Raw genomic sequence first — 22,589 nt, forward strand, 5'->3', positions numbered from 1 at the left:
CATATAATGCGCTCCCATCTACTGTCTCAATCATTAACAAAGGCCTGTGTGGCGTTGATTTCGCACACGACATTAAAGACTATGAAATTATCTACACTCTTAGCGGCAGCCTTCGCCATCGTAGGCTTTTGCAATACAGCGTCTGCTGTCACCTATCCTTTGCCAACCGATGGCAGCCGTTTGGTTGGTCAGAATCAGGTCATTACCATTCCGGATGATAACAAACAGCCGCTGGAATACTTCGCGGCGAAATATCAGATGGGGCTTTCCAACATGCTGGAAGCCAACCCGGGGGTGGATACTTACCTGCCGAAGGGCGGTAGCGTCCTGAACATCCCTCAGCAGCTGATTCTGCCGGATACCGTGCATGAAGGGATCATTATCAACAGCGCGGAAATGCGTCTGTATTACTACCCGAAAGGCACCAATACCGTGATCGTTCTGCCGATCGGCATCGGCCAGTTAGGTAAAGATACGCCGATCAACTGGACCACCAAAGTCGAACGCAAGAAGGCCGGCCCGACCTGGACACCGACCGCCAAAATGCATGCTGAATACGCCGCCGCCGGCAACCCGCTGCCCGCCGTCGTACCGGCCGGTCCGGATAACCCGATGGGGCTGTACGCGCTGTATATCGGCCGTCTGTACGCCATCCACGGCACCAACGCTAACTTCGGTATCGGCCTGCGCGTGAGCCACGGCTGCGTGCGTCTGCGTAACGATGACATCAAATTCCTGTTTGAGAACGTGCCGGTCGGCACCCGCGTACAGTTTATCGATGAGCCGGTAAAAGCGACCACCGAGCCGGACGGCAGCCGTTACATCGAGGTGCACAACCCGCTGTCGACCACCGAAGCGCAGTTCCAGGGCGGCGAGATCGTGCCGATCACCCTGACTCAGCCGGTACAGGCAGTTACCAGCCAGTCTGATGTCGATCAGAACGTGGTTGAGCAGGCTATCCAGAACCGCTCCGGTATGCCGGTGCGTCTGAACTAAGTTGTGCTGACAAGAAAAACGGCGGGCCTGATGCCCGCCGTTTTTTTATCGGCATTTTCCCTCGAGGCGGCTAACGCTCGCCCGGGCTACCAAACCCTACCACGCCGTAACCCCGCTATGCGCAGCCGCCAGCAGGAGCCCCGGCCTAGCCGTTATTCACCAGAATAATCCCGCCGTGATCGTAGCGATAATGGCAGTGGGCGTACTCCAGCGGCGTGCCATCCTCCAGATAGATAACCTGCTCCACCTCCAGCACCGGATCGGTCGGTTCGCAGTGAAGATGCTGTTTATCCAGTTCCCCGGGCTTCATCGCCCGCACCACGCGGTAAGATCCCATCAGCTTCAGCCCCAGCGTCTCCTGCACATAGCGAAACACGGAACCTTCCAGATGGCTTTTGGTTAACCCCGGCACCAGCCCCACCGGCATGACCGTCAGATCCAGCGATACCGGCTCGCCGTTGAGCAGCCGCAGGCGAACAAAGTCATACACCGGGGCATCGGCGTCGATAAGCAGCGAACTTTGCTCCTTGTCGCTGGGAAAGCGCACCGCAAAGCGCACCACTTCGCTTTGCACCTCGCCAAGATGCTCCCAGGTTTTGGTGGCGCCGAAATAGTCGCTGCCGGGCAGCTCCCACTGCGACAGCTGAAGGAAATTTTTCCGCACAAAGGTGCCCTGCCCTTTACGGGTATAGATCAGCCCTTCGACGATTAACTGGCGCATCGCCTGCTGGATGGTCATCCGGCTGGTGCTGAACTCCGCCGCCAGCGCAAACTGGTCGGGTAGCGGCGCGCTGGCAGGATACTGCTGGCTGATGATGCGTTTTTTTATTTCCCGCGCGATTTGCAGATACTTCGCCGTCATTTCCCGGTCCTTATCCATTCAGTGAGTGGCTGGCGGGCTGGATACACCATCTGACCGCCAGGGCAGCGTTACATCGCTTCGCCGTTGCTGCGGAACACCTGCTTCAACCATGCATAGCTCTTCTTCGGCACCCGCCGCAGGTCCTTGAGGTCATGGTTTTCGCGATTGACGTACACCACGCCGTAGCGCTTACGCATATCGCCCTGTGAGCTCAGGATATCGATTAATCCCCAGCCGAGATAGCCGATCACCTGCGCCCCATCCTCAAAGATGGCCGCTTTCATGGCGTTGATATGGTCGCGATGGTAAGCGATGCGGTAATCATCGGCAATGGGATGTTCGCCGTCCCAGGACTCAATCACCCCGATGCCGTTTTCAATCGGGAACACCGGCAGGCGCCAATCGTTATAGTAACGAGTGATGATCGTCCGGAAGCCCAGCGGATCAATCTGCCAGTTCCATTCCGTCGCTTTCAGGAACGGGTTATCCTGGTTGCCAAACAGCATATAGTTGTTGACCGCCGTTCCCGGCGGGATCGCGTCGCTGTTCAATGTGCGGCTGGCGTAATAGCTGAACGCCAGATAATCGACCTTCACCGTCGCCATCAGGGCGAGATCCTCCGGACGATAGATATCATCGAACCCTTCCGCGGCGACAAAATGCATCACCTCCGGGCTATAACCCTCACCCGCGTAGGCGCGCAGCAGGTTCTGGTTTAAGAACTCATCCAGCTGCTGGGCGCAGAGGATATCGCGTGGTTTGCAGGTAGCCGGATAGACCAGAGCGTGAGCCAGCATTCCGCCCATCTGACACTGCGGCTTCGTCTGGTGCAGATAGTGAGTCAGATGGACGTGCGCCATCATCACATGATGCTGGATCAGATACAGTTCGCGCAGGGTCTTCTCCCCCTGCAGATAGCCGGAAATCAGAAACGCTTCCGGCGAATGGTACAGATTCTGCTCATTAAAGGTGAGCCAGTATTTAACCTTGTCGCCATAGCAGGCGATCATCTTCTGGCCGTAGCGGATAAAAGCGTCCATCACCCGGCGGTCGGTAAAACCGTTGTAGCGCTCCGCCAGCGACAGCGGCATATCGAAGTGGTACAGGCAGATCATCGGCTCAATGCCGCGGGCGATCAGTTCATCTATAAATTGATGGTAGAAGGCGATCCCCTGTTCATTGAATTCGCCATCTCCGTCAGGGCACACCCGGCTCCAGGCGATCTGAAAACGGTAGCAGTTCATGCCCAGATCCTGCATCAAATCGAAATCTTCCCGATAACGATGATAAGAGTCGGTCGCCACCTTCCAGTCGGAGGCGAACTCCGCCGGTTGACGGATATCATACACCGACATCCCCTTGCCACCCTCGTTCCACGCCCCCTCCGTCTGCATGCTGGAGACGGAGTTTCCCCATAAAAAATCTGCCGGTAGTCTGTTCTTCATGCTGCGCCTCGATATATGACTAGTCATTTAAAGATAATGACTAGTCATATACCGGAAAGTGAAAAGGTAAGCAAAGGCCGGGATCGGTTTCTGTGAGCCGGACAAAAAAAGATCGCCCTGAAAGGCGATCCTGGCGATCGATGTGAATGATGGCGCGATTCTGTTGAGATCAGGCGCAGAGTTTGAAGAGCCAGTAGCCGCTGAGTGCCGCCCATAGCAGCATTGGAATGGAGTAGAGATGGAAGCGCCACCAGATGCGCCGATCGCTGGCCATACGCAGGGCGATAATATTGGCCAGCGAGCCCGGCAGCAGGCCAAAGCCGCCCACGTTAACCGCCCAGGCGAGCAGTATCGACGGCGGGACATAGTTGAGCAGCAGAATAGTCGAGGGCACATTACTGATCACCTGCGACAGGCCAATAGCGGTCAGCCACAGTCCACCGCCGGAGAGGGTCCCCACCCCGCTCAGCACCTGGTGCAGCGCCGGAAGCTGGGTCAGCAGATGGACGTCAATAAACATCACCATAAACACCAGCAACAGCGACCAGTCGACATGGACGATCACCGCCCGGGCCAGCACCAGGAAGCCCAGCAGCACCAGCGCCAGCCCCCACAGGGCCTGATTCATCTCCAGCGCCGTCAGAAACACCACATACAGTCCCAGACAGCTCCAGACGAGCTTAGGTTGCCATGACGGCGCCCTGTCGCTGCTCTGGTAACTGAGCCGCTTCGCCGGAAAACAGAACCAGCACAGCGCCAGCAGGGTCAGCATCATCGCCGCTGCCAGAGGCAGCATCTGACCGATAAACCCGAAGAAAGAGAGGCCGGATCGTCCCCACAGCAAAATATTCTGCGGGTTGCCGATCGGCGTCAGCAGCGAACCGGCGTTCACCGCCAACGCTTCGAAAATAATCAGCCGGTTCACCGGGATGGCGCACCATTTTTTTAGCGTCAGCGTCAACGGCACCACAATAAACAGCGCAACGTCGTTGGTAAGAAAGGTAGACAGCAGCGCCGCCGCCAGCACCATAAAGATGGCCAGCTGGCGCTCAGTCACAAAGCGGCGGGCCATTTTTCGGCCCAGCACGTCAAAATAGCCGCTCAGTTCGATCCCCTTAGTCAACAACATCAGGCCGCTAAGCGTGACGATGGTATGCCAGTCAATGGCCGCCGGCCAGCTTGCCGGGACAAACGGCACGATGGCGCTGAGCACGCAGGCGATAATCAGCAGCAAATGGAGAAAACGATCGCGCAGCAGCGACTGGACGAAGGGAAGAGTCATGCTTCCTGAGATCCCTGTGTTTGGGTAAATTTCAGGAACATCGCCAGCGTCTCTTCGCTCACGTGATGCTCCATCCCTTCCGCATCACGTCGGGCAATCTCCGGGCTGACGCCGATCGCCAGCAGGAAGTTCTCCACGATTTGATGGCGCTCGCGGCTCTCCTGGGCTAGCTTCTCACCTTCCGGGGTTAAGAAGATCCCGCGCCAGGGGATCTGTTCAATAAGACCGACGCTGGCCAGGCGTTTGAGCATTTTAGCGACCGTCGGTTGCGAAACGCCAAGACGCGCGGCCATATCCACCTGGCGCGCCTCGCCCACTTCGTTGATCAGATCGGAGATCAGCTCCACATAGTCATCGATCAGCTCGCGGCGATGCGCTTCCCGCACCTGGCGAAACCCTTCCACGTGCTCTTCAACATTCACTAACTGCGTCACTTTTTTTGTTATTGGCTTACCTGCGCGACGGTTCATTGTGCTTCCTCATTCGTGTGACGCGTCAAGCATCGTATAAAAAGATCCACATTGTAATGGATTGCGCCAAGAGCACAAAAAATTAACGTTTTAGCCATAGCTATAAAATATAGCCTGTGCTATATCTGTATATAATGCAAACATCCATCAGGGAATGACGGAGCGAACTGGCAGGAGGAGAGCAGATGAATGAATTCAAGAGGTGCATAAACGTGTTTAGCCATTCCCCCTTTAAAGTACGATTAATGCTGATCGGTATGCTGTGCGAGATGATCAACGGTAAACCGCAGCAGGGCAAACCCAATTCCTAAGGCGGCGTCGCGGTACGCCGCTTCATTTTTCTGTCATTTTCTGCCGGTAAAATGACCGGTTCCCCCCGTTTCCCTGACCTTTTTTCAAGTTTTGTAAGCGCCCTCGCAAAACAATCTGTTATGTCTGGTTGACCTTACCATTTACAAGCCCTATCTTTGCACAGCCCTGCCACATTCGCGGCTCGCAGAGACCCTCTTCACGCACTGTCCAGCAGGTTTTACCCCTTGACGCCAGGGGATGCGCATGGCCTCTTTTTGATTGTTTACTATGAATGTCACCACCCTGAAAGATACGCTGGTCGCCCGCCGACTGGCACTGAACCCATGGACGGGATTCTACTTTTTACAGTCGCTGTTAATTAACCTGGCGCTGGGCTATGAATTTAGCCTGCTTTATACCGTGGCATTTACCTGCGTGTTACATCTGCTGTGGCGCGCCTTTCCGCGCGTCCAGAAAGCGGTGGTCGGCGCCTATTCCCTGCTGGCGGCTCTGTACTATCCCTTTGGCCAGGCCTACGGTGCCCCCAACTTCAACACTCTGCTGGCGCTGCACGCCACCAACGTGGAAGAGTCTACGGAAATCCTGACCATCTTCCCGTGGTACAACTATCTGCTGGCGGTCTTCATCTTCGCTCTCGGGGTCATTGCGGTTCGTCGTAGGATCGTTGAGCCATCACGCTGGGGAAAAATGGATACGCTGGGCCTGTTGTTCAGCATCGGGATCTTCTTTCTCCAACCGGTGCAAAACCTTGCCTGGGGCGGTGTATTCAAGGTGATTGACACCGGTTATCCGGCCTTTCGTTTTGTCAAAGACGTGGTGGTGAATAACAACGAGGTGCTGGACGAACAGGCGCGGATGGCGCAGCTGGCTGGCATGAAAGACAGCTGGCACGTGCTGGCGGTAAAGCCAAAATACCATCTCTATGTGGTGGTGATCGGTGAAAGCGCGCGCCGCGATGCCCTCGGCGCTTTCGGTGGCCATTGGGACAACACGCCGTTTGCCAGCTCGGTAAACGGTTATCTGTTTAACAACTACATCGCCGCCAGCGGCTCAACGCAGAAATCGCTCGGCCTGACGCTTAACCGGGTGGTCGATGGCAAACCACAGTATCAGGATAACTTTGTCACCCTCGCCAACCGCGCCGGTTTCCAGACCTGGTGGTTCTCCAACCAGGGGCAAATTGGCGAGTACGACACCGCTATCGCCAGCATCGCCAAACGGGCGGATGAAGTACAGTTCCTGAAAAACGGCGATTTCGAAGCCAATAAAAACACCCAGGACGAGCAGTTGCTGAAGCTGACCGAGCAGGTGCTCTCAACCCAGCGTACCCAGCCGCAGCTGATTGTCCTGCACCTGATGGGCTCTCACCCACAGGCCTGCGATCGGACCAAGGGCAAATACACGGTTTTCGTTCAGTCGAAAGAGACCTCATGCTACCTCTACAGCATGACGCAGACCGATTCGCTGCTGGCTAAGCTTTATCATCAGTTGCAAAATTCCGGTGACACTTTTTCCCTGACCTATTTTTCCGATCATGGTCTGGCGTTCAAGGAACGGGGCAAAGAGGTGCAGTATCTGGCGCATGATGATAAGTTCCAGCAGAACTTCCAGGTGCCGTTTATGGTGCTATCCAGCGATGACAAAGCGCATAAAGTGATTAAGGCGCAGCGTTCGGCGAATGATTTCCTCAGTTTCTTCTCCCAGTGGACCGGGATCCAGGCGGCGGAAATTACCCCACGCTATCGGTTTATCTCTGAGCAAAAGGCCGGTCCGGTGTACATCACCAACTTCCAGCTGCAGAAGGTGGACTACGATCACCTCGGTACCGATGAGTTCACAGTCAATTAATCGCGCCGGCCCGGCCAGTCGCCCGGGCCGGCCGTCAGCAGGCAAAAAAAATCCGCCCCGAGAGGCGGATTTTTCATATCACCGGAGTGATTAGAAGCGGTAACCCACGCCAGCAATCCAGGTGCCGACGTCAACGTTACGAATACGAGACTGCTCGTAGGAGAAGTCCAGAGCAACGTTTTCGATCGGGTTGAACTGCAGACCAGCACCGTAGGAGAAACCGTAGTCGCTCATATCGGATTTATGAGGGTAGTTGTTGTTCTGGAATTTACCGTAACCAACACCCACTACGCCGTAGATGCTTGCCCAGTCGTTCAGACGGTAAGCCGGACCAGCGGTGATGCCGTAGTACTGACCTTTGTTGTAAGTACCGTTGCTGTTGTTATCCTTCTCGGTGTAGGTGAAGGAACCGATAACGCCCAGCGGGTTGTTATCTTGCTCGTAACGGTATTTCAGGTTGAAACCGCCAGCTTTGTTCGCTTTACCCTGCATGTCGCTCTGCGCGTAACCGCCGGTTACGGTAGAAGTTGCAGCAAATGCAGTGGTACCTACGGATGCAGCCAGAACAACGGCCAGTGCTGAAAGACGTGCAATTTTATTCATAACCACCTCAAATGTGTTTCTAATAAGTCCTAAGCCTTAAATATATCAAAAACTTTTGGGAAACTCTTTGGAGTTTACATTGTCTAACATACTTTTTCATGTAACCAAAAGTTTCCATATTTCTGTAACAATATGGAAAACAACAATTTTTGGCGTTAACTTACATCTTAACGCTCATTAAGAAATTCGCAAGCATCCAGATTAATCCTAACCGCCTGGTGAATTTCTCAGCAGTTTTCGCCATTGTACTGTTTTTGCCCCTGTTTTTTTCAACATTAGCTCAACCGCCGGCAGGTAATTCCAGTACACTGGAACTTTTACCCCTTTTGACAAAACCTGACAGGAGAAAGGATGCCCGGTCCATCCAGAAAAGCGGCGGCATGGTTGCCGATACTGGTGATTTTAGTCGCCATGACCTCGATTCAAAGCGGCGCATCGCTTGCTAAATCGCTGTTCCCGGTGGTCGGCGCCCCGGGCGTCACCGCCCTGCGTCTGGCGCTGGGAACGCTGATTCTGGTGGTGGTGTTCAAGCCATGGCGGCTACGTTTCTCCCCCGCGCAGCGCGTGCCGCTGCTACTGTACGGCCTGGCGCTCGGGGCGATGAACTATCTCTTTTATTTATCCCTGCAGCGTATTCCGCTCGGCGTGGCGGTGGCCCTGGAGTTTACCGGCCCGCTGGCGGTGGCGCTGTTTGGTTCGCGCCGCCCGCTGGATTTTGTCTGGGTGGCGCTGGCGATCCTCGGACTATGGTATCTTCTGCCGCTGGGGCAGAACGTGGCGCAGGTCGATTTAACCGGCGCGCTGTTCGCCCTCGGCGCCGGGGCATGCTGGGCGGTCTATATTCTGACCGGACAGCGTGCCGGTGAAGAGCATGGTCCAGCCACGGTAGCGATGGGGTCGCTCATCGCCTCGCTGGTGTTTGTGCCGTTAGGCATGGCGCAGGCCACCGATACGCTGTGGCAGTGGTCGCTGCTGCCGCTGGGTTTGGGGATCGCGATTCTCTCTACCGCGCTGCCCTACTCCCTCGAGATGATGGCCCTGACGCGCTTGCCGACGCGCACCTTCGGCACGCTGATGAGCCTTGAGCCAGCGTTAGCCGCCCTCTCCGGTATGATCTTCCTCGGTGAAACGCTGAAGCTCTCCCAGACCCTGGCGCTCGGCGCGATCATTATCGCCTCGATGGGCGCCACGCTGACGATGCAACGGCAGAGTAAAGTCGAGCAGGTCGATATCAATTAACATTCTGTTACGGCGCCGGCCCGAGAGAAATCCGAGCCGTTCAGCCAAATATAAATAGCTGATATTTAAATGTTTTTAAAATAACCAACCACTTTGCGCTATCGGAGTGATATAGCCTGCCGATGCCTCACTCTTGAAAACCCTTGCTATACTTATTTCCGAAGTCATTTGGGACAACGCTCCACATCATTCAGATCTGAAGTGTGATGAGCATCAATATCAAGAGGATATGAAACGATGAGTACCGCAAAACTGGTTAAATCAAAAGCGTCTAATCTGGTCTATACCCGCAACGATGTCGCTGACAGCGAAAAGAAAGCGACCATTGAGCTGTTGAATCGCCAGGTGATCCAGTTCATTGACCTGTCACTTATCACCAAGCAGGCACACTGGAATATGCGCGGTGCGAACTTTATCGCCGTGCACGAAATGCTGGATGGCTTCCGTACCGCGCTGACCGAACATCTGGACACCATGGCCGAGCGCGCGGTGCAGCTGGGCGGCGTCGCCCTGGGTACCACTCAGGTCATTAACAGCAAAACCCCGCTGCAGAGCTACCCGCTGGACATCCATCACGTTCAGGATCACCTGAAAGCCCTGGCTGACCGCTACGCGGTAGTGGCGAACGATGTGCGTAAGGCGATCGACGAAGCAAAAGACGAAGACACTGCAGATATCTTCACCGCGGCTTCCCGCGATCTGGATAAATTCCTGTGGTTCATTGAAGCCAACATCGAGTAAGGCTTTGCCGCCGGCCCAGCGCGGTCGGCGGCGCCTCAGCGTTTCTCCCTGCCCTATATTCCATCCTTTGCTTTTCATCCTCCACTGGCCTTGCACCGTTTCAGGGCACCAGATTGATGAAAATGCGCGCAAAAGTAAAAAGATTGTAATAATCACCTCACACAATCGTTACGTCGAGATTGTTTTCCCATCAGGGTTTGCGCTAAAAATGGGCTGGTAATTCAGCACCCTTATGACGCACCAAAATGACGCCCCATCATGGTGCAGTCACTGCCTGAAATGATCGTTCTTGTGCAACGACTTACGCTTCGTTTGTTGAAAAACAACAGCTTGTAAAAGTGGCACGATTTTTTCATTAGGCTAGTCGTTCTCGCAGGGGATCGTCCCGTGGATATAAAAGGAAATGCTATGAAGTCTGTATTTAAAGTTTCACTGGCTGCACTGACCCTGGCTTTTGCGGTTTCTTCCCATGCCGCCAATAAGACCCTGGTTGTCGCCACCGATACGGCGTTCGTCCCGTTCGAATTTAAGCAAGGCGATAAGTATGTGGGTTTTGACGTTGACCTGTGGGCGGCTATCGCCAAAGAGCTGAAGCTCGACTACACCCTGAAGCCAATGGACTTCAGCGGCATTATCCCGGCGCTGCAAACCAAAAATATCGATCTGGCGCTGGCGGGGATCACCATTACCGACGAGCGTAAAAAAGCGATCGACTTCTCCGACGGCTACTATAAAAGCGGCCTGCTGGTGATGGTCAACGCTAATAATAACGACATCAAAGATGTCAAAGATCTGAACGGTAAAGTGGTCGCGGTGAAGAGCGGCACCGGCTCCGTTGACTACGCGAAAGCCAATATCAAAACCAAAGATCTGCGTCAGTTCCCGAACATCGATAACGCCTATATGGAGCTGGGAACCGGTCGCGCGGATGCCGTGCTGCACGATACGCCGAATATTCTGTACTTCATCAAAACCGCGGGCAACGGTAAGTTCAAAGCGGTAGGCGAATCACTGGAAGCGCAAAACTACGGTATCGCCTTCCCGAAAGGCAGCGACGAGCTGCGTGAGAAAGTGAACGGTGCGCTGAAAACGCTGCGCGACAATGGTACCTATAACGAAATTTATAAAAAATGGTTCGGCACTGAACCCAAATAATAAAAACGTACTTCGCCGGACCGAGGTCCGGCGACCCCACAACGGTCTTCCGGCACAGGCTCGGCGGGAGACGGTATTTTGGCGGAGGCTTTCCTCTGCTCTCGACACGGTAACAGGAACGTATTATGCAGTTTGACTGGAGTGCCATCTGGCCTGCCATTCCGATTTTGCTGGAAGGCGCCAAAATGACGCTGTGGATTTCCGTCCTCGGCCTGGCCGGCGGTCTGATAATTGGTCTGGTGGCCGGTTTCGCCCGCTGCTTCGGCGGCTGGATCGCCAACCACATCGCGCTGGTCTTTATTGAAATCATTCGCGGCACCCCGATTGTGGTGCAGGTTATGTTCATCTACTTTGCGCTGCCGATGGCCTTTAGCGATCTGCGCATCGACCCCTTCTCCGCGGCGGTAGTGACCATCATGATAAACTCGGGCGCCTATATCGCGGAAATCACCCGCGGCGCGGTGCTCTCCATACATAAAGGCTTCCGCGAAGCGGGCCTGGCGCTTGGCCTGTCGCGTCGCGAAACCATTCGCCACGTGATCCTGCCGCTGGCGCTGCGCCGCATGCTGCCGCCGCTGGGCAACCAGTGGATCATCAGCATCAAGGATACCTCGCTGTTCATCGTCATCGGCGTCGCCGAACTGACCCGTCAGGGACAGGAGATCATCGCGGGCAACTTCCGCGCGCTGGAAATCTGGAGCGCCGTAGCCGTGATCTACCTGATTATCACCCTGGTCCTGAGCTTTATTCTGCGTCGTCTTGAAAGAAGGATGAAAATCCTGTGATTGAATTTAAAAACGTCTCCAAGCACTTTGGTCCGACCCAGGTGCTACACGATATCTCTCTGAAAATTAATCAGGGTGAAGTGGTGGTCATTATCGGCCCTTCCGGTTCCGGTAAATCAACGATGCTGCGCTGCATCAATAAGCTGGAAGAGATCACCAGCGGCGATCTGATTGTCGATGGTCTGAAGGTCAACGACCCGAAGGTGGACGAACGTCTGATTCGTCAGGAAGCCGGGATGGTTTTCCAGCAGTTTTATCTGTTCCCGCACCTCACGGCGCTGGAAAACGTGATGTTTGGCCCGCTGCGGGTACGCGGCGCCAGCAAGCAGGCGGCAGAGAAGCAGGCGAAAGAGCTGCTGGCGAAAGTCGGTCTGGCTGAGCGCGCGCATCACTATCCGTCCGAACTCTCCGGCGGCCAGCAACAGCGTGTGGCCATCGCCCGCGCGCTGGCGGTGAAGCCGAAGATGATGCTGTTTGATGAACCGACCTCCGCGCTCGACCCGGAGCTGCGCCATGAAGTGCTCAAGGTGATGCAGGACCTGGCGGAAGAGGGCATGACGATGGTGATTGTGACCCACGAAATCGGCTTTGCCGAAAAAGTGGCCTCGCGACTAATCTTTATCGACAAAGGACGAATTGCTGAAGACGGCAATCCCCAGGAGCTGGTGAAGAACCCGCCCAGCCCGCGCCTGCGTGAATTCCTGCAACACGTCGCCTGACCCGCAACGGCTCTCTCTCCCACGATGAGAGCCGCTTTTCCAGAATCCTCTTCCCTCCCCTTCCGCCAGCGGCTTCTATACTTACCCGTTTACGTTGCAACGGAGGTGCCCATGCCGTGGATCCTGCTTTTGCTCGCTGCACTGTTTACTGCCCCGCTTTCCGCCGCCACCCTGCCCGGCGTGCCGACGGCTAACACTGATAAAAACAGCGCCAGCGAACCCGATGTGGAACAGAAAAGAGCGGCTTATGCCGCACTGGCCGATGTGCTGGCCAACGACTCCGCCCGTCAGGAGCTCATTGACCAGCTGCGTAAAGCAGCCGCCACGCCGCCGCCCGACAGCACCCCGACGCTGACGCCACCGGCGGTGAAAGAAGAGACCACGGTACTGGAGAACGTCACCCAGATAAGCCGGGAATATGGCGAACAGCTCTCATCACGCTTTTCCCAGCTGTGGCGCAATATCACCGGCTCACCGCATAAGCCCTTTAATCCGCAAACCTTTACCAGCGCGGCCTGGCATTTTTTACTGCTGGCCGGGCTGGTGTTTGCCTTCTGGTGGCTGGTACGCCTCGCGGCGCTGCCGCTGTATCGCAAAATGGGCGAATGGGGACGGCATAAAAACCGCGATCGCGGTAACTGGCTCCAGCTGCCCCTGACCATCGCCGGGGCGTTTATCATCGACCTGCTGCTGCTGGCGCTAACCCTGTTTGTCGGTCAGCTGCTAAGCGATCGCCTGAATGGGAATAACCCTACCATCGCCTTCCAGCAGAGCCTTTTCCTCAACGCCTTCGCGCTGATCGAGTTTTTTAAAGCTATTCTGCGGCTCATTTTCTGCCCGCGCATTCCTGCCCTGCGGCCCTTTAACCTCAGCGACGAGGCCGCGTCATACTGGAGCCTGCGCCTGAGCGCGCTCAGCAGCCTGATTGGTTACGGTCTGATCGTCGCGGTGCCGATTATTTCCAATCAGGTGAATGTTCAGGTTGGCGCGCTGGCTAACGTCGTCATCATGCTGTGCATTACGCTGTGGGCGCTGTACCTGATTTTTCATAACAAAGCGGTGATTACTCAAGGGTTGATCCACCTGGCCGACCACTCACTCGCTTTCTTTAGCCTGTTTATCCGCGCCTTCGCGCTGGTCTGGCACTGGCTGGCCTGCGCCTACTTTGTGGTGCTTTTTTTCTTTTCCCTGTTCGACCCGGGCAACAGCCTGAAATTCATGATGGGCGCCACCCTGCAAAGCCTGGCGATTATCGGCGGCGCGGCGCTGGTGTCTGGCATCCTGTCGCGCTGGATAGCCAAAACCATCACCCTGTCGCCCGCCACTCAGCGCAACTATCCTGAACTGCAAAAGCGGCTGAATGGCTGGATCTCCGCCTCGCTGAAGGCGGCGCGCATTCTCACCGTCTGTGTCGCCATCATGCTGCTGTTGAGCGCCTGGGGCCTGTTTGACTTCCGGGAATGGCTGCACAACGATGCCGGGCAAAAAACGGTGGATGTGCTGATCCGCATCGCCCTGATCCTCTTCTTCTCCGCCATCGGCTGGACGGTTCTGGCCAGCCTGATTGAAAACCGGCTGGCATCGGATATTCATGGCCGTCCGCTGCCCAGCGCGCGGGCCCGGACGCTGCTGACGCTGTTTCGCAACGCGCTGGCGGTGGTGATCAGCACCATCACGGTGATGATCCTGCTCTCGGAAATTGGGGTAAACATTGCGCCGCTGCTGGCGGGCGCCGGGGCGTTAGGGCTGGCCATTTCGTTTGGTGCGCAAACCCTGGTCAAAGACATTATCACTGGCATATTTATCCAGTTTGAGAACGGGATGAACACCGGCGACCTGGTCACCATCGGTCCTTTGACCGGCACCGTGGAACGAATGTCGATTCGCTCCGTGGGGGTACGTCAGGATACCGGCGCCTATCACATTATTCCCTGGTCCTCGATCACCACCTTTGCCAACTTCGTGCGCGGCATTGGCTCGGTTGTGGCTAACTATGACGTTGACCGCCATGAGGATCTGGATAAAGCCAGCCAGGCGCTGAAGGCGGCGGTGGACGATCTGCTGGCCCAGGAGGAGATCCGCGGTCTGATCATTGGCGAACCGTCGTTCGCCGGGCTGGTGGGGCTGAGCAATACCGCCTTTACGCTACGCGTCAGCTTCACTACCCTGCCGCTGAAGCAGTGGACGGTGCGTTTTGCCCTCGACACCCAGGTGAAAAAGCACTTCGATCGCGCCGGGGTTCGCGCGCCGGTACAGACCTGGCAGCAGCTGCCGATGCCGGGCGCCGACAGCCCGGCCGCCGAGTAGCGTTAGAATGGACGACGGCGTTTGGCGTCGTCCATAAAGCTCCAGGCGATAAAGCGACTTTGCTTTTGCCCCTGGGCCATCTCCTTTTTCACCACTTTCACTGCGCCGACCTCGGTCAGCAGGCGGTAGAGCGGCGGCAGATTATCGCCGCGCGACACCAGCGAGGTAAACCATTTCACCTGGCGGGCGAAGGCCTGGCTTTCGCGGATCATCTGCGAGATAAAGGCTACTTCGCCCCCTTCGCACCACAGCTCCTGCTGCTGACCGCCAAAATTGAGGCCACTTTCGGCGCCGAGTCCGAGGTTGCGGCGCTTGCGCTCGCCCCCCGCCCGGGCGCTCTCTGCGGAGTCATGGAACGGCGGATTACACAGCGTGGCGTCGTAGGTCTCGTTTTTATGGATCACGCCGTGAAAGATAGCCTGGCTCTCTTTTTGCCGGCGCAGGCGGATCTGCCGAGTCAAGCCCGGGTTGCCATTGATAATCGCCTGCGCGCTGGCGAACGCCTGCGGGTTGATTTCACTGCCGGTAAAGCGCCAGCCATACTCGTGAGCGCCGATCAGGGGATAGATGAGGTTGGCGCCGGTGCCAATATCAAGGATCGTGGCATCCTTCGGCACCTCGCCGCTATCCCCGGCCAGCAGATCCGCCAGATGATGAATATAGTCGGCCCGCCCAGGCACCGGCGGACAGAGAAAGCCGTCAGGAATGTCCCAGTGTTTGACCGCGTAGAAATGCGCCAGCAGCGCTTTATTCAACGCTTTCACCGCCTGCGGATTGGCAAAATCAATGGTCTGCTCACCCAGCGGATTGAGCGTAATGTAGCCCTGCAGGTCAGGATGGGCCTGGCAGAGCGCGGGCAGGTCGTAGCGTTGATGGTGGCGGTTACGCGGGTGTAACCCCGGTTTCTGGGCTTTCATGACAATCTCCTTTGAACAGCCGCGTAAGATACCCGTTGACGGCGGCGCGGTAAATAAGGGAGTCTGGATATCTCCATTATCCGTGACAGGTGCAGCATGTACTTTTATCAACCTTCGCAGGGCCACGGCCTGCCGCATGACCCGCTGAACGCGATAATCGGGCCTCGCCCGATAGGCTGGATCGCCTCCCAGGACGCCGAGGGCCAGCGTAATCTGGCGCCATACAGCTTTTTTAACTGCTTTAACTATCGGCCGCCAATCATTGGTTTCGCCAGCAGCGGCTGGAAAGACAGCGTGCGAAATATCGTCGAAACAAAGGAGTTCGTCTGGAACCTGGCGACGCGACCGCTGGCCATGGCGATGAATGAAACGTCAGCCTCGATTCCGCACCATGAGGACGAATTCGTGCGCGCCGGCCTCACCGCCGCCGCCAGCCGCCTGGTCAGCGCTCCCCGGGTCGCGGAGAGTCCGGTGAACTTTGAGTGCCGTCTGTCGCAGTGTATTCAACTCACCACCGCCGACGGCAACCCTGTCGATACGTGGCTGGTGCTCGGTGAAGTGGTCGCCGTGCATATCGATGAATCACTGCTGGACAACGGTATCTATCAAACCGCCCGGGCCCAGCCGATCCTGCGCGCCGGTGGCCCGAGCGCCTATTACGGTATTGATGACAGCCTGCGCTTTGACATGATCCGCCCTGACGCCCGCTAAATAATCTACCGGCCAGAGTAGCGCTCCCCTGCGCCGGTAGCATGCAAAACGCACTGTTTTGCATTAAACATTCCCTGTCGCGCGGTCTGGAAAGACCTACACTTAAGCTATGTCCCATGCTGTTTATGAGGATATGCTGATGAAAATCACCTCGCTGCTGTTCGCCGCGGCGCTCACCGCTCATGCCACTGCGGCCTCTCCCCTGCCACCGCCACCCGTACTGCCCTATGCCGGGCCGCTCCGCCCTGTCGGCACCGTCTCCGCCTTCGGCGCCAGCACCCTGGACGACCTGGCGGCCGCCCTCGCGGATAAGGCCCACCGTCAGGGGGCGATAGCCTGGCGGATCAATGCCGCCAGCAGCGGTAACCGGCTGTACGGTTCAGCTATAATTTATCAATAACCTTTTACAGGAGGCAGACGATGGCATCAGGTTGGGCAGGCGACGGCGCCGTACAGGATCAGATCGACAGCACTATTGACGATGCGGTGGCTCGCGCCCGCCGCGAGCTTCCGCGCGGCGAAAGCAACAAATTTTGTGATGAATGCGGAGAGCCGATTCCGGAGGCCCGGCGACAGGCCATCCCAGGGGTCAGATACTGCGTGAAGTGCCAGCAGGAGAAAGATTTACATAACAATACATTTTCAGGATATAATCGTCGCTGTTCCAAGGATAGCCAGCTACGCTGACTTTCCTTTACCGTTTATGACAGCCTTTCGCATTATCTTTTCGCGCACATTTTTTGGCGGAAAAAGTCGCAATATGTGCCCTTAAACGCGTCGGTCTTCCTCGCTACGCTTCGTGACGAAAAGAATAAGAAATAATTTATTAATAATCAGTAAATTATTAATCATTCAAAAAATTCGATGAAGACTGTGAATTTCCTTCGATTTTATCTCCCGCAAAAAAGCGTGATACTTATCACATCGACGGAACATCGTCCCCTGAACAGAACAACCTGCGAGAGATTAACTATGAAAAACATCAAATATGCTGCCGCTGCCATCGCTCTGACCGCTCTTTCCTTCGGCGCCTTTGCCGCCGAACCGGTTACCCCCGCTCAGGCTGAAAGCATGAATAAGATCGGCGTGGTGTCTGCGCAAGGCGCAACCACTTTAGATGGTCTGGAAGCAAAACTGGCTGCTAAAGCCGAAGCCGCTGGCGCGACCGGCTACAGCATTACTTCCGCTAACACCAACAACAAACTGAGCGGTACTGCGGTTATCTATAAATAATCGCTGCACCCATCTGTAAGCCACTGAATTAACCCTGAAAAGACCTTTAATACCCTTGCCTTGCCCGTCCGAGCCACCGGACGGGCTTTTTTTTATCCTGCAGATCCGATCACCAGCAGTCGTTGACGCGGCTGAGGCCCTGCTCCAGCGAGGTCACTTCCCCGCAGGCCAGCAGACAGCAGGCAAGCTGGATCTTCAACGAGTTGGGCACCGGTTCGACGCCAGCGACGCAGCGTTCAATCCAGCGCGCGGTGACCTCAGGGTCTTTCGAGGTCGGCAGGACCACCGCCTCCGCTGCCATCTCAGTCTGGCGTTCGTACAGCACCCGCACGCCCTGCTCATCAATCAGGCTGATCTGCGGACAGCGCTGCGGGTTGGCGTACACTTCGCCCTCGGTACCATGCATCAGCAGCGCGCGGCCACCGGTCTCGCGAAAGAAGTTCGCCACCCGGGGAACATATTCCGGATGCGACACGCTGGAGAGACGCAATGCCTCCCCTTCGCCAAACGGCGTGGCCAGCTTGGCCAGGGTATGGGCGCTGTTGCGTACGCCCATCCGCCAGCGCATCGCCAGCTGTTTCTCCAGCGGCGGACAGAAGGCCCCCACCGGGATATACACCGGTTCATGGCCCTCCAGCTGCGCCTGAGCCTGTCCGGCGTGCAGGGTGGCCGGAATGTCCAGCAGGGAAAAAATGGTTTCGGTCAGCACCCGGGTGGGATCGTGACTGACGCCGTGAACCACCACCGGAAATCCCAGCTTGTGCAGGAGCATCGCCAGCAGCGGCGTGAGGTTCGCCTGCTTGCGCGCGCCGTTGTAGCTGGGGATAACGATCGGCATCGGCTTGCCGGCCGGCGGGGTCAGGCGCAGCGTATGCTGCTGCATCGCGGCGTAAAAACCTTTCATCTCCGCTTCGCCTTCGCCTTTAATGCGCAGGGCAATTAATATTCCCCCCAGCTCCAGCTCCGGCACCTCGCCGTTCAGCATCCGCGCGTAGAGCGCACGGGCGGTCTCTTCATCGAGATCGCGGGCATGATTCTTACCGCGACCCACCTCTTTTATAATTTTGCTGTACTCCATGGCTCCCCCTGGTGCATCACGCGCCGGCGTCAGCGACGTTTGCGGCCCGTCTGTTTTGCTGTCTGTTTTGCTTTCCGTTTTACTATAACCTCCGGAACGCCCGGCTGCTCTATGGGAAAAACAGGTAACGCGTTCAGTAGACGCGCGCCGTAGTTTTTGGTCAACAGACGCTTATCGTAAATCACCACCTCTCCCCAGCAGTTATGGCTACGGATCAAACGCCCCACCTGCTGAATAAGATTAAAGGAGGCGCTGGGCAAACTCTGTACCTCGAAGGGATAACGATTGAGGCTTTTCAGCCATTCGCCTTCGGTGATCACTACCGGGCTGTCGATGGGCGGAAAAGCGATTTTATGGATATGCACCTGGCTTAGCAGATCGCCTTTTAAATCGAGACCTTCGGCAAAGGACTGCAGACCCACCAGCACGCTGCGCTCGCCGCTTTCCACCCGTTTGCGATGCAGCTCCACCAGCCGGTAGCGCGGCTGGTCGCCCTGCACCAACAGCATCAGGCGCAGATCGGTCACATGCTCGAGGAAGCGGTTCATCGCCCGCCCGCTGGCAAACAGCACCAGCATCCCGAGATGTTTTTTGCTCTCCACCTGCTGGCGAAAATAGGCCGCCATCTCGGCAATGTGCTGCTCTTCGTTATCGATCAGCGGTTCATAACGCATTTGAGGAATAATAATTTTCCCCTGCTCCACGTGGTTGAACGGCGAATCCAGCGCCACGAAGCGGTCCCCCGCTTTCTCCTTCAGACCGCTCATCTCCTGCAGGCGCGAGAAGCTGTTTAGCGAGCGCAGCGTCGCTGACGTCACCACGATATGCGGCACGCTGCGCCACAGCAGCCGTTCAAGCTGATCGCTGACGCGGATCCCGACGCAGTGGAACCAGACGTGGATCTGGCCATCGCGCACCACCCGCGTCGCCCATTTGGTTACCGGCGCGCCTGAGGACTGCGCCAGCGACGCCAGGCGCCACAGCTTGCTTTGGCTTTCAAACATGCCAAGGGCGCGGTTCATCTGCAGCAGCACCCGATGCAGGCGCACCACGTCATGGCTGCCGGTCTTTTCGCTGAGATCGTTCAGGAACAGCTCCGCCAGGCCGCGCAGCAACTCGGTGAGCTTCGCCAGCCGCTGGCAGATCTCCATCACCTCCTGCGGCAGTTCGCCCATCGGGAAGCGATGCTCCGCTTCCTGACCGGCGGGCATATAGAGATTGAGAATATTATTCAACGAAGCAATCAGCTCGAAAAGCTCTTCGCAATGAGCGGTGAGCCGCTCCGGATTGGCCAGCGGCGGCGTGGTTTTTGGACGAAACTGCTCCATGCAGGTGGCCACCAGCTTGCAGAACAGATCCAGCTGCAGGCGAAACCAGGGGGCGGTGATCTCGGCGCTCATCTCCAGCGCGTCGCGGGCGACGTCCGGCAGATGATGGCCTTCATCGAGGACCAGCAGCAGGTTTTTCGGCTCCGGCAGCACCGCTTCGCTCTCCATCGCCGCCATCACCAGCGCATGGTTGGCCACCACCACTTCCGCCTCCTGAATTTCCCGCCGCGCCACAAAGAACGGGCACTCGCGATAGTAGTGGCAGTTGCGGTTCAGGCAGCTGGCCTTATCGGTGCTCAGCCGGCTCCATAGCCCATCGTCGATGGCTTTGTCGGTATGGTCGCGCAGGCCGTCCCAGCGGTAGCTGTCGAGATCCTGCTTCAGGGTCGCGCACAGCTTCTGCTCCGCCTGATTATTCGGGGTGAGATCGTCATCGAGAAAGGCCAGCAGATCCTGCTGCGACGGCTCGGTGCTGGCCAGCGCCGTCAGGTTGCGCGGACAGACGTAGCGTCCGCGGCCAAAGGCGGCGGTGAAGCGCAGGTCGGGAATGATTTTACGCAGCAGCGGCAGGTCCTTACTGTAGATTTGATCCTGCAGGGCGACGTTGGCGGTGCTGACCACCAGCGTTTTTTGTTCCTCGCGGGCGATGGCGATGCCCGGGATCAGATATGACAGCGTTTTGCCGACGCCGGTCGGCGCTTCGATAGCCAGATGCCTGCCCTCTTCCCCGGCAAGGGTTTTCGCCACATCGGCGATCATCTGCCGCTGCGGGGGACGCGGAATAAAGTCCGGGATCTGTTCCTGAAGCGCCTTATACCAGGCGGCGATTTGCGCTTTCAGCGCAGCGGTCAAAGCCATGAGAAAACCTGAATACTGTATAAACAGCCACTATTGTGCCATTTTTGCCCGCCCGGAGGTATTGCTTTCTGCGGAGTGTGGAAGCCTGCTCGACAAATAGTGTAATGGAAAGAAAAAGGCCCGCCGCCGCGTAGCGGACAGACGGGCCTGAGCCGGGGCGCGTTATCGCGGCCCGGACATCAGCGTGTTATTCGCCAGCCGGTTTACGCGGGCGACGGCGGCGCGGCGGTTTGCCGTCCTGAGTGCGCGCTTTCGGCGCCTCGCCGTCCTGACGGCGCGGGGCATTATTCTGGCTGCGCGGCTGTCCGCTGCGTCCCTGACCCTGGCCGCCGCGTCCCTGACCTTGCCCACGACCGCCGCCGCGCTGCTGGCGACCGTTCTGGATAGGTTCGGCTTTAATGGACGGATCCGGCTCATAGCCGGCAATCGCGATGCGCGGGATCTCTTTTTTCAGCAGGCGCTCGATATCGCGCAGCAGCTTATGCTCATCCACGCACACCAATGATAAGGCTTCGCCGGTGGCCGCCGCGCGACCGGTACGGCCGATACGGTGGACGTAATCTTCCGGTACGTTCGGCAGCTCGTAGTTCACCACGTGCGGCAGCTCTTCGATATCCAGACCGCGGGCGGCGATATCGGTCGCCACCAGCACGCGAATGCCGCCGGATTTAAAGTCGGCCAGCGCGCGGGTACGCGCTCCCTGGCTCTTGTTGCCATGGATCGCCGCGCTGCGGATGCCGTCTTTGTTGAGCTGTTCCGCGAGGTGGTTGGCGCCATGCTTGGTACGGGTAAACACCAGCACCTGCTGCCAGTTGCCTTCGCCGATAAGCTGCGACAGCAGTTCACGCTTGCGGTTCTTGTCAACGAAATGGACGTGCTGGGTGATCTGCTCGGACGCGGTGTTACGACGCGCCACTTCCACTTCCAGCGGGTTGTGCAGCAGTTTCTCGGCCAGGCCCTTGATCTCGTCGGAGAAGGTCGCCGAGAACAGCAGGTTCTGTCGACGCGCCGGCAGTTTGGCCAGTACGCGACGGATGTCATGGATAAAGCCCATATCCAGCATACGGTCCGCTTCGTCCAGCACGAGGATTTCAACTTTATCAAGACTGACGGCGTTCTGATGTTCGAGGTCCAGCAGACGGCCCGGGGTGGCGACGAGGATGTCGACGCCGCCGCGCAGCTTCATCATCTGCGGGTTGATACTCACGCCGCCGAAGACCACCAGCGAGCGAATATTCAGGTATTTACTGTAATCGCGGACGTTCTCGCCCACCTGCGCCGCCAGCTCACGGGTCGGGGTCAGGATCAGCGCGCGCACCGGACGACGGCCCTTTGCGTGCGGCTCATTCAGGATCAGGCGCTGCAGCAGCGGCAGGGTAAAGCCCGCCGTTTTACCGGTGCCGGTCTGGGCGCTAGCCATCAGGTCACGGCCCTGCAGTACCGCCGGGATCGCCTGCTGCTGGATAGGGGTCGGCTCAACGTAGCCCTGCTCAGCGACAGCGCGCAGGATATCGGGATTCAGGCCAAGGGAATCAAAAGACATAACAACTCCGAACCGCCCCGGCCCGGTGAAGGGCGTAGTTTTCAGGGAGATTATTGCGATAAGAGATGGCAAAAACCACAATGCCATGAAGGGGCGCAGTCTAGCAGATTTTGTGACAGGCCGCATAAAATCTGCAAAAGAATGCCGCGCCTGGCTG

The 22,589-nt window shown here is 57.1% G+C and carries 22 protein-coding genes; 13 read left to right on the forward strand and 9 right to left on the reverse strand.

Features of this window, described 5'->3' with window-relative positions; translation table 11 throughout:
• Positions 1-81: 81 nt before the first annotated feature.
• Positions 82-996 carry a L,D-transpeptidase gene (gene ldtB / locus KB890_RS06160; protein WP_002895871.1) on the forward strand — a complete coding sequence of 305 codons (915 nt, stop codon included), beginning with the start codon at positions 82-84 and terminating at the stop codon, positions 994-996.
• A 145-nt stretch (positions 997-1,141) separates the two neighbouring features.
• Here ldtB and KB890_RS06165 read toward each other — a convergent pair whose 3' ends face one another.
• From KB890_RS06165 to mntR, 4 genes are all read right to left on the reverse strand, one after another.
• Positions 1,142-1,858 carry a GntR family transcriptional regulator gene (locus tag KB890_RS06165; RefSeq protein WP_004151705.1) on the reverse strand — a complete coding sequence of 239 codons (717 nt, stop codon included), beginning with the start codon at positions 1,856-1,858 and terminating at the stop codon, positions 1,142-1,144.
• 68 nt (positions 1,859-1,926) lie between these two features.
• On the reverse strand, positions 1,927-3,303 hold the full coding sequence (locus tag KB890_RS06170; RefSeq protein WP_020324614.1) for a glycoside hydrolase family 1 protein: 1,377 nt from the start codon (positions 3,301-3,303) through the stop codon (positions 1,927-1,929).
• Positions 3,304-3,472: 169 nt separating this feature from the next.
• Positions 3,473-4,585, reverse strand: coding sequence for an anion transporter (locus KB890_RS06175; RefSeq protein WP_004176763.1), 1,113 nt, complete (start codon positions 4,583-4,585; stop codon positions 3,473-3,475).
• Positions 4,582-5,055: a manganese-binding transcriptional regulator MntR gene (gene mntR / locus KB890_RS06180; protein ID WP_004176765.1), complete on the reverse strand. Its 474-nt coding sequence runs from the start codon at positions 5,053-5,055 to the stop codon at positions 4,582-4,584. The genes KB890_RS06175 and mntR overlap by 4 nt, the downstream gene beginning before the upstream one ends.
• A gap of 185 nt (positions 5,056-5,240) precedes the next feature.
• Here mntR and mntS point away from each other — a divergent pair, with 185 nt between their 5' ends.
• Both mntS and KB890_RS06190 read left to right on the forward strand, forming a co-directional pair.
• Positions 5,241-5,366 (forward strand): manganase accumulation protein MntS, encoded by a 126-nt coding sequence (mntS, locus tag KB890_RS06185; RefSeq protein WP_002895851.1) that lies wholly within the window; start codon positions 5,241-5,243, stop codon positions 5,364-5,366.
• A gap of 268 nt (positions 5,367-5,634) precedes the next feature.
• Positions 5,635-7,215: a phosphoethanolamine transferase gene (locus KB890_RS06190; RefSeq protein WP_020324615.1), complete on the forward strand. Its 1,581-nt coding sequence runs from the start codon at positions 5,635-5,637 to the stop codon at positions 7,213-7,215.
• Positions 7,216-7,305: 90 nt separating this feature from the next.
• Here KB890_RS06190 and ompX read toward each other — a convergent pair whose 3' ends face one another.
• On the reverse strand, positions 7,306-7,818 hold the full coding sequence (gene ompX, locus KB890_RS06195; protein WP_002895845.1) for an outer membrane protein OmpX: 513 nt from the start codon (positions 7,816-7,818) through the stop codon (positions 7,306-7,308).
• A 351-nt stretch (positions 7,819-8,169) separates the two neighbouring features.
• Between ompX and rhtA the strand changes: the two genes are divergently transcribed.
• The 6 genes from rhtA (at position 8,170) to ybiO (ending at position 14,764) form a co-directional block, all read left to right on the forward strand.
• A complete protein-coding gene (gene rhtA / locus KB890_RS06200; protein WP_002895842.1) occupies positions 8,170-9,057 on the forward strand; it encodes a threonine/homoserine exporter RhtA in 888 nt (295 codons plus the stop codon).
• Between the two features lie 237 nt (positions 9,058-9,294).
• Entirely contained in the window at positions 9,295-9,798 is a 504-nt protein-coding gene (gene dps, locus KB890_RS06205) for a DNA starvation/stationary phase protection protein Dps (RefSeq protein WP_002895841.1), read from the forward strand.
• 408 nt (positions 9,799-10,206) lie between these two features.
• Positions 10,207-10,953, forward strand: a complete 747-nt coding sequence (gene glnH, locus KB890_RS06210; protein ID WP_002895839.1) for a glutamine ABC transporter substrate-binding protein GlnH — start codon at positions 10,207-10,209, stop codon at positions 10,951-10,953.
• 125 nt (positions 10,954-11,078) lie between these two features.
• Entirely contained in the window at positions 11,079-11,738 is a 660-nt protein-coding gene (gene glnP / locus KB890_RS06215) for a glutamine ABC transporter permease GlnP (protein WP_002895837.1), read from the forward strand.
• Positions 11,735-12,457 carry a glutamine ABC transporter ATP-binding protein GlnQ gene (gene glnQ / locus KB890_RS06220; protein ID WP_004142040.1) on the forward strand — a complete coding sequence of 241 codons (723 nt, stop codon included), beginning with the start codon at positions 11,735-11,737 and terminating at the stop codon, positions 12,455-12,457. Before glnP ends, glnQ begins: the two co-directional genes overlap by 4 nt.
• Before the next feature lie 111 nt (positions 12,458-12,568).
• Positions 12,569-14,764: a mechanosensitive channel protein gene (ybiO, locus tag KB890_RS06225; RefSeq protein WP_004142041.1), complete on the forward strand. Its 2,196-nt coding sequence runs from the start codon at positions 12,569-12,571 to the stop codon at positions 14,762-14,764.
• A gap of 2 nt (positions 14,765-14,766) precedes the next feature.
• Here the strand turns inward: ybiO and rlmF are convergent, their stop codons facing one another.
• Positions 14,767-15,681: a 23S rRNA (adenine(1618)-N(6))-methyltransferase RlmF gene (rlmF, locus tag KB890_RS06230; RefSeq protein ID WP_002895831.1), complete on the reverse strand. Its 915-nt coding sequence runs from the start codon at positions 15,679-15,681 to the stop codon at positions 14,767-14,769.
• Between the two features lie 96 nt (positions 15,682-15,777).
• On the opposite strand from rlmF, the gene KB890_RS06235 reads away from it, so the two are divergent.
• From KB890_RS06235 to ybiJ, 4 genes are all read left to right on the forward strand, one after another.
• Entirely contained in the window at positions 15,778-16,392 is a 615-nt protein-coding gene (locus KB890_RS06235) for a flavin reductase family protein (protein ID WP_002895828.1), read from the forward strand.
• A 139-nt stretch (positions 16,393-16,531) separates the two neighbouring features.
• The gene (locus tag KB890_RS06240) at positions 16,532-16,792 is read left to right on the forward strand and encodes a YdgH/BhsA/McbA family protein (protein WP_020324613.1); all 261 of its coding nucleotides are present in this window, start codon (positions 16,532-16,534) and stop codon (positions 16,790-16,792) included.
• A gap of 20 nt (positions 16,793-16,812) precedes the next feature.
• Positions 16,813-17,079 carry a DksA/TraR family C4-type zinc finger protein gene (locus KB890_RS06245; RefSeq protein ID WP_020324611.1) on the forward strand — a complete coding sequence of 89 codons (267 nt, stop codon included), beginning with the start codon at positions 16,813-16,815 and terminating at the stop codon, positions 17,077-17,079.
• Between the two features lie 285 nt (positions 17,080-17,364).
• Positions 17,365-17,625, forward strand: a complete 261-nt coding sequence (gene ybiJ / locus KB890_RS06250; protein ID WP_004176772.1) for a DUF1471 family protein YbiJ — start codon at positions 17,365-17,367, stop codon at positions 17,623-17,625.
• Between the two features lie 109 nt (positions 17,626-17,734).
• On the opposite strand, the gene ybiB is transcribed toward ybiJ, so the two are convergent.
• The 3 genes from ybiB to rhlE form a co-directional block, all read right to left on the reverse strand.
• The gene (gene ybiB, locus KB890_RS06255) at positions 17,735-18,703 is read right to left on the reverse strand and encodes a DNA-binding protein YbiB (RefSeq protein WP_020324612.1); all 969 of its coding nucleotides are present in this window, start codon (positions 18,701-18,703) and stop codon (positions 17,735-17,737) included.
• A 29-nt stretch (positions 18,704-18,732) separates the two neighbouring features.
• Positions 18,733-20,889: an ATP-dependent DNA helicase DinG gene (dinG, locus tag KB890_RS06260; protein WP_020324610.1), complete on the reverse strand. Its 2,157-nt coding sequence runs from the start codon at positions 20,887-20,889 to the stop codon at positions 18,733-18,735.
• A 187-nt stretch (positions 20,890-21,076) separates the two neighbouring features.
• On the reverse strand, positions 21,077-22,432 hold the full coding sequence (gene rhlE / locus KB890_RS06265) for an ATP-dependent RNA helicase RhlE (RefSeq protein ID WP_004179103.1): 1,356 nt from the start codon (positions 22,430-22,432) through the stop codon (positions 21,077-21,079).
• Between the last annotated feature and the right edge of the window lie 157 nt (positions 22,433-22,589).

This window comes from Klebsiella sp. P1954 (assembly GCF_018199955.1).
GTDB classification, from domain to species: domain Bacteria; phylum Pseudomonadota; class Gammaproteobacteria; order Enterobacterales; family Enterobacteriaceae; genus Klebsiella; species Klebsiella pneumoniae.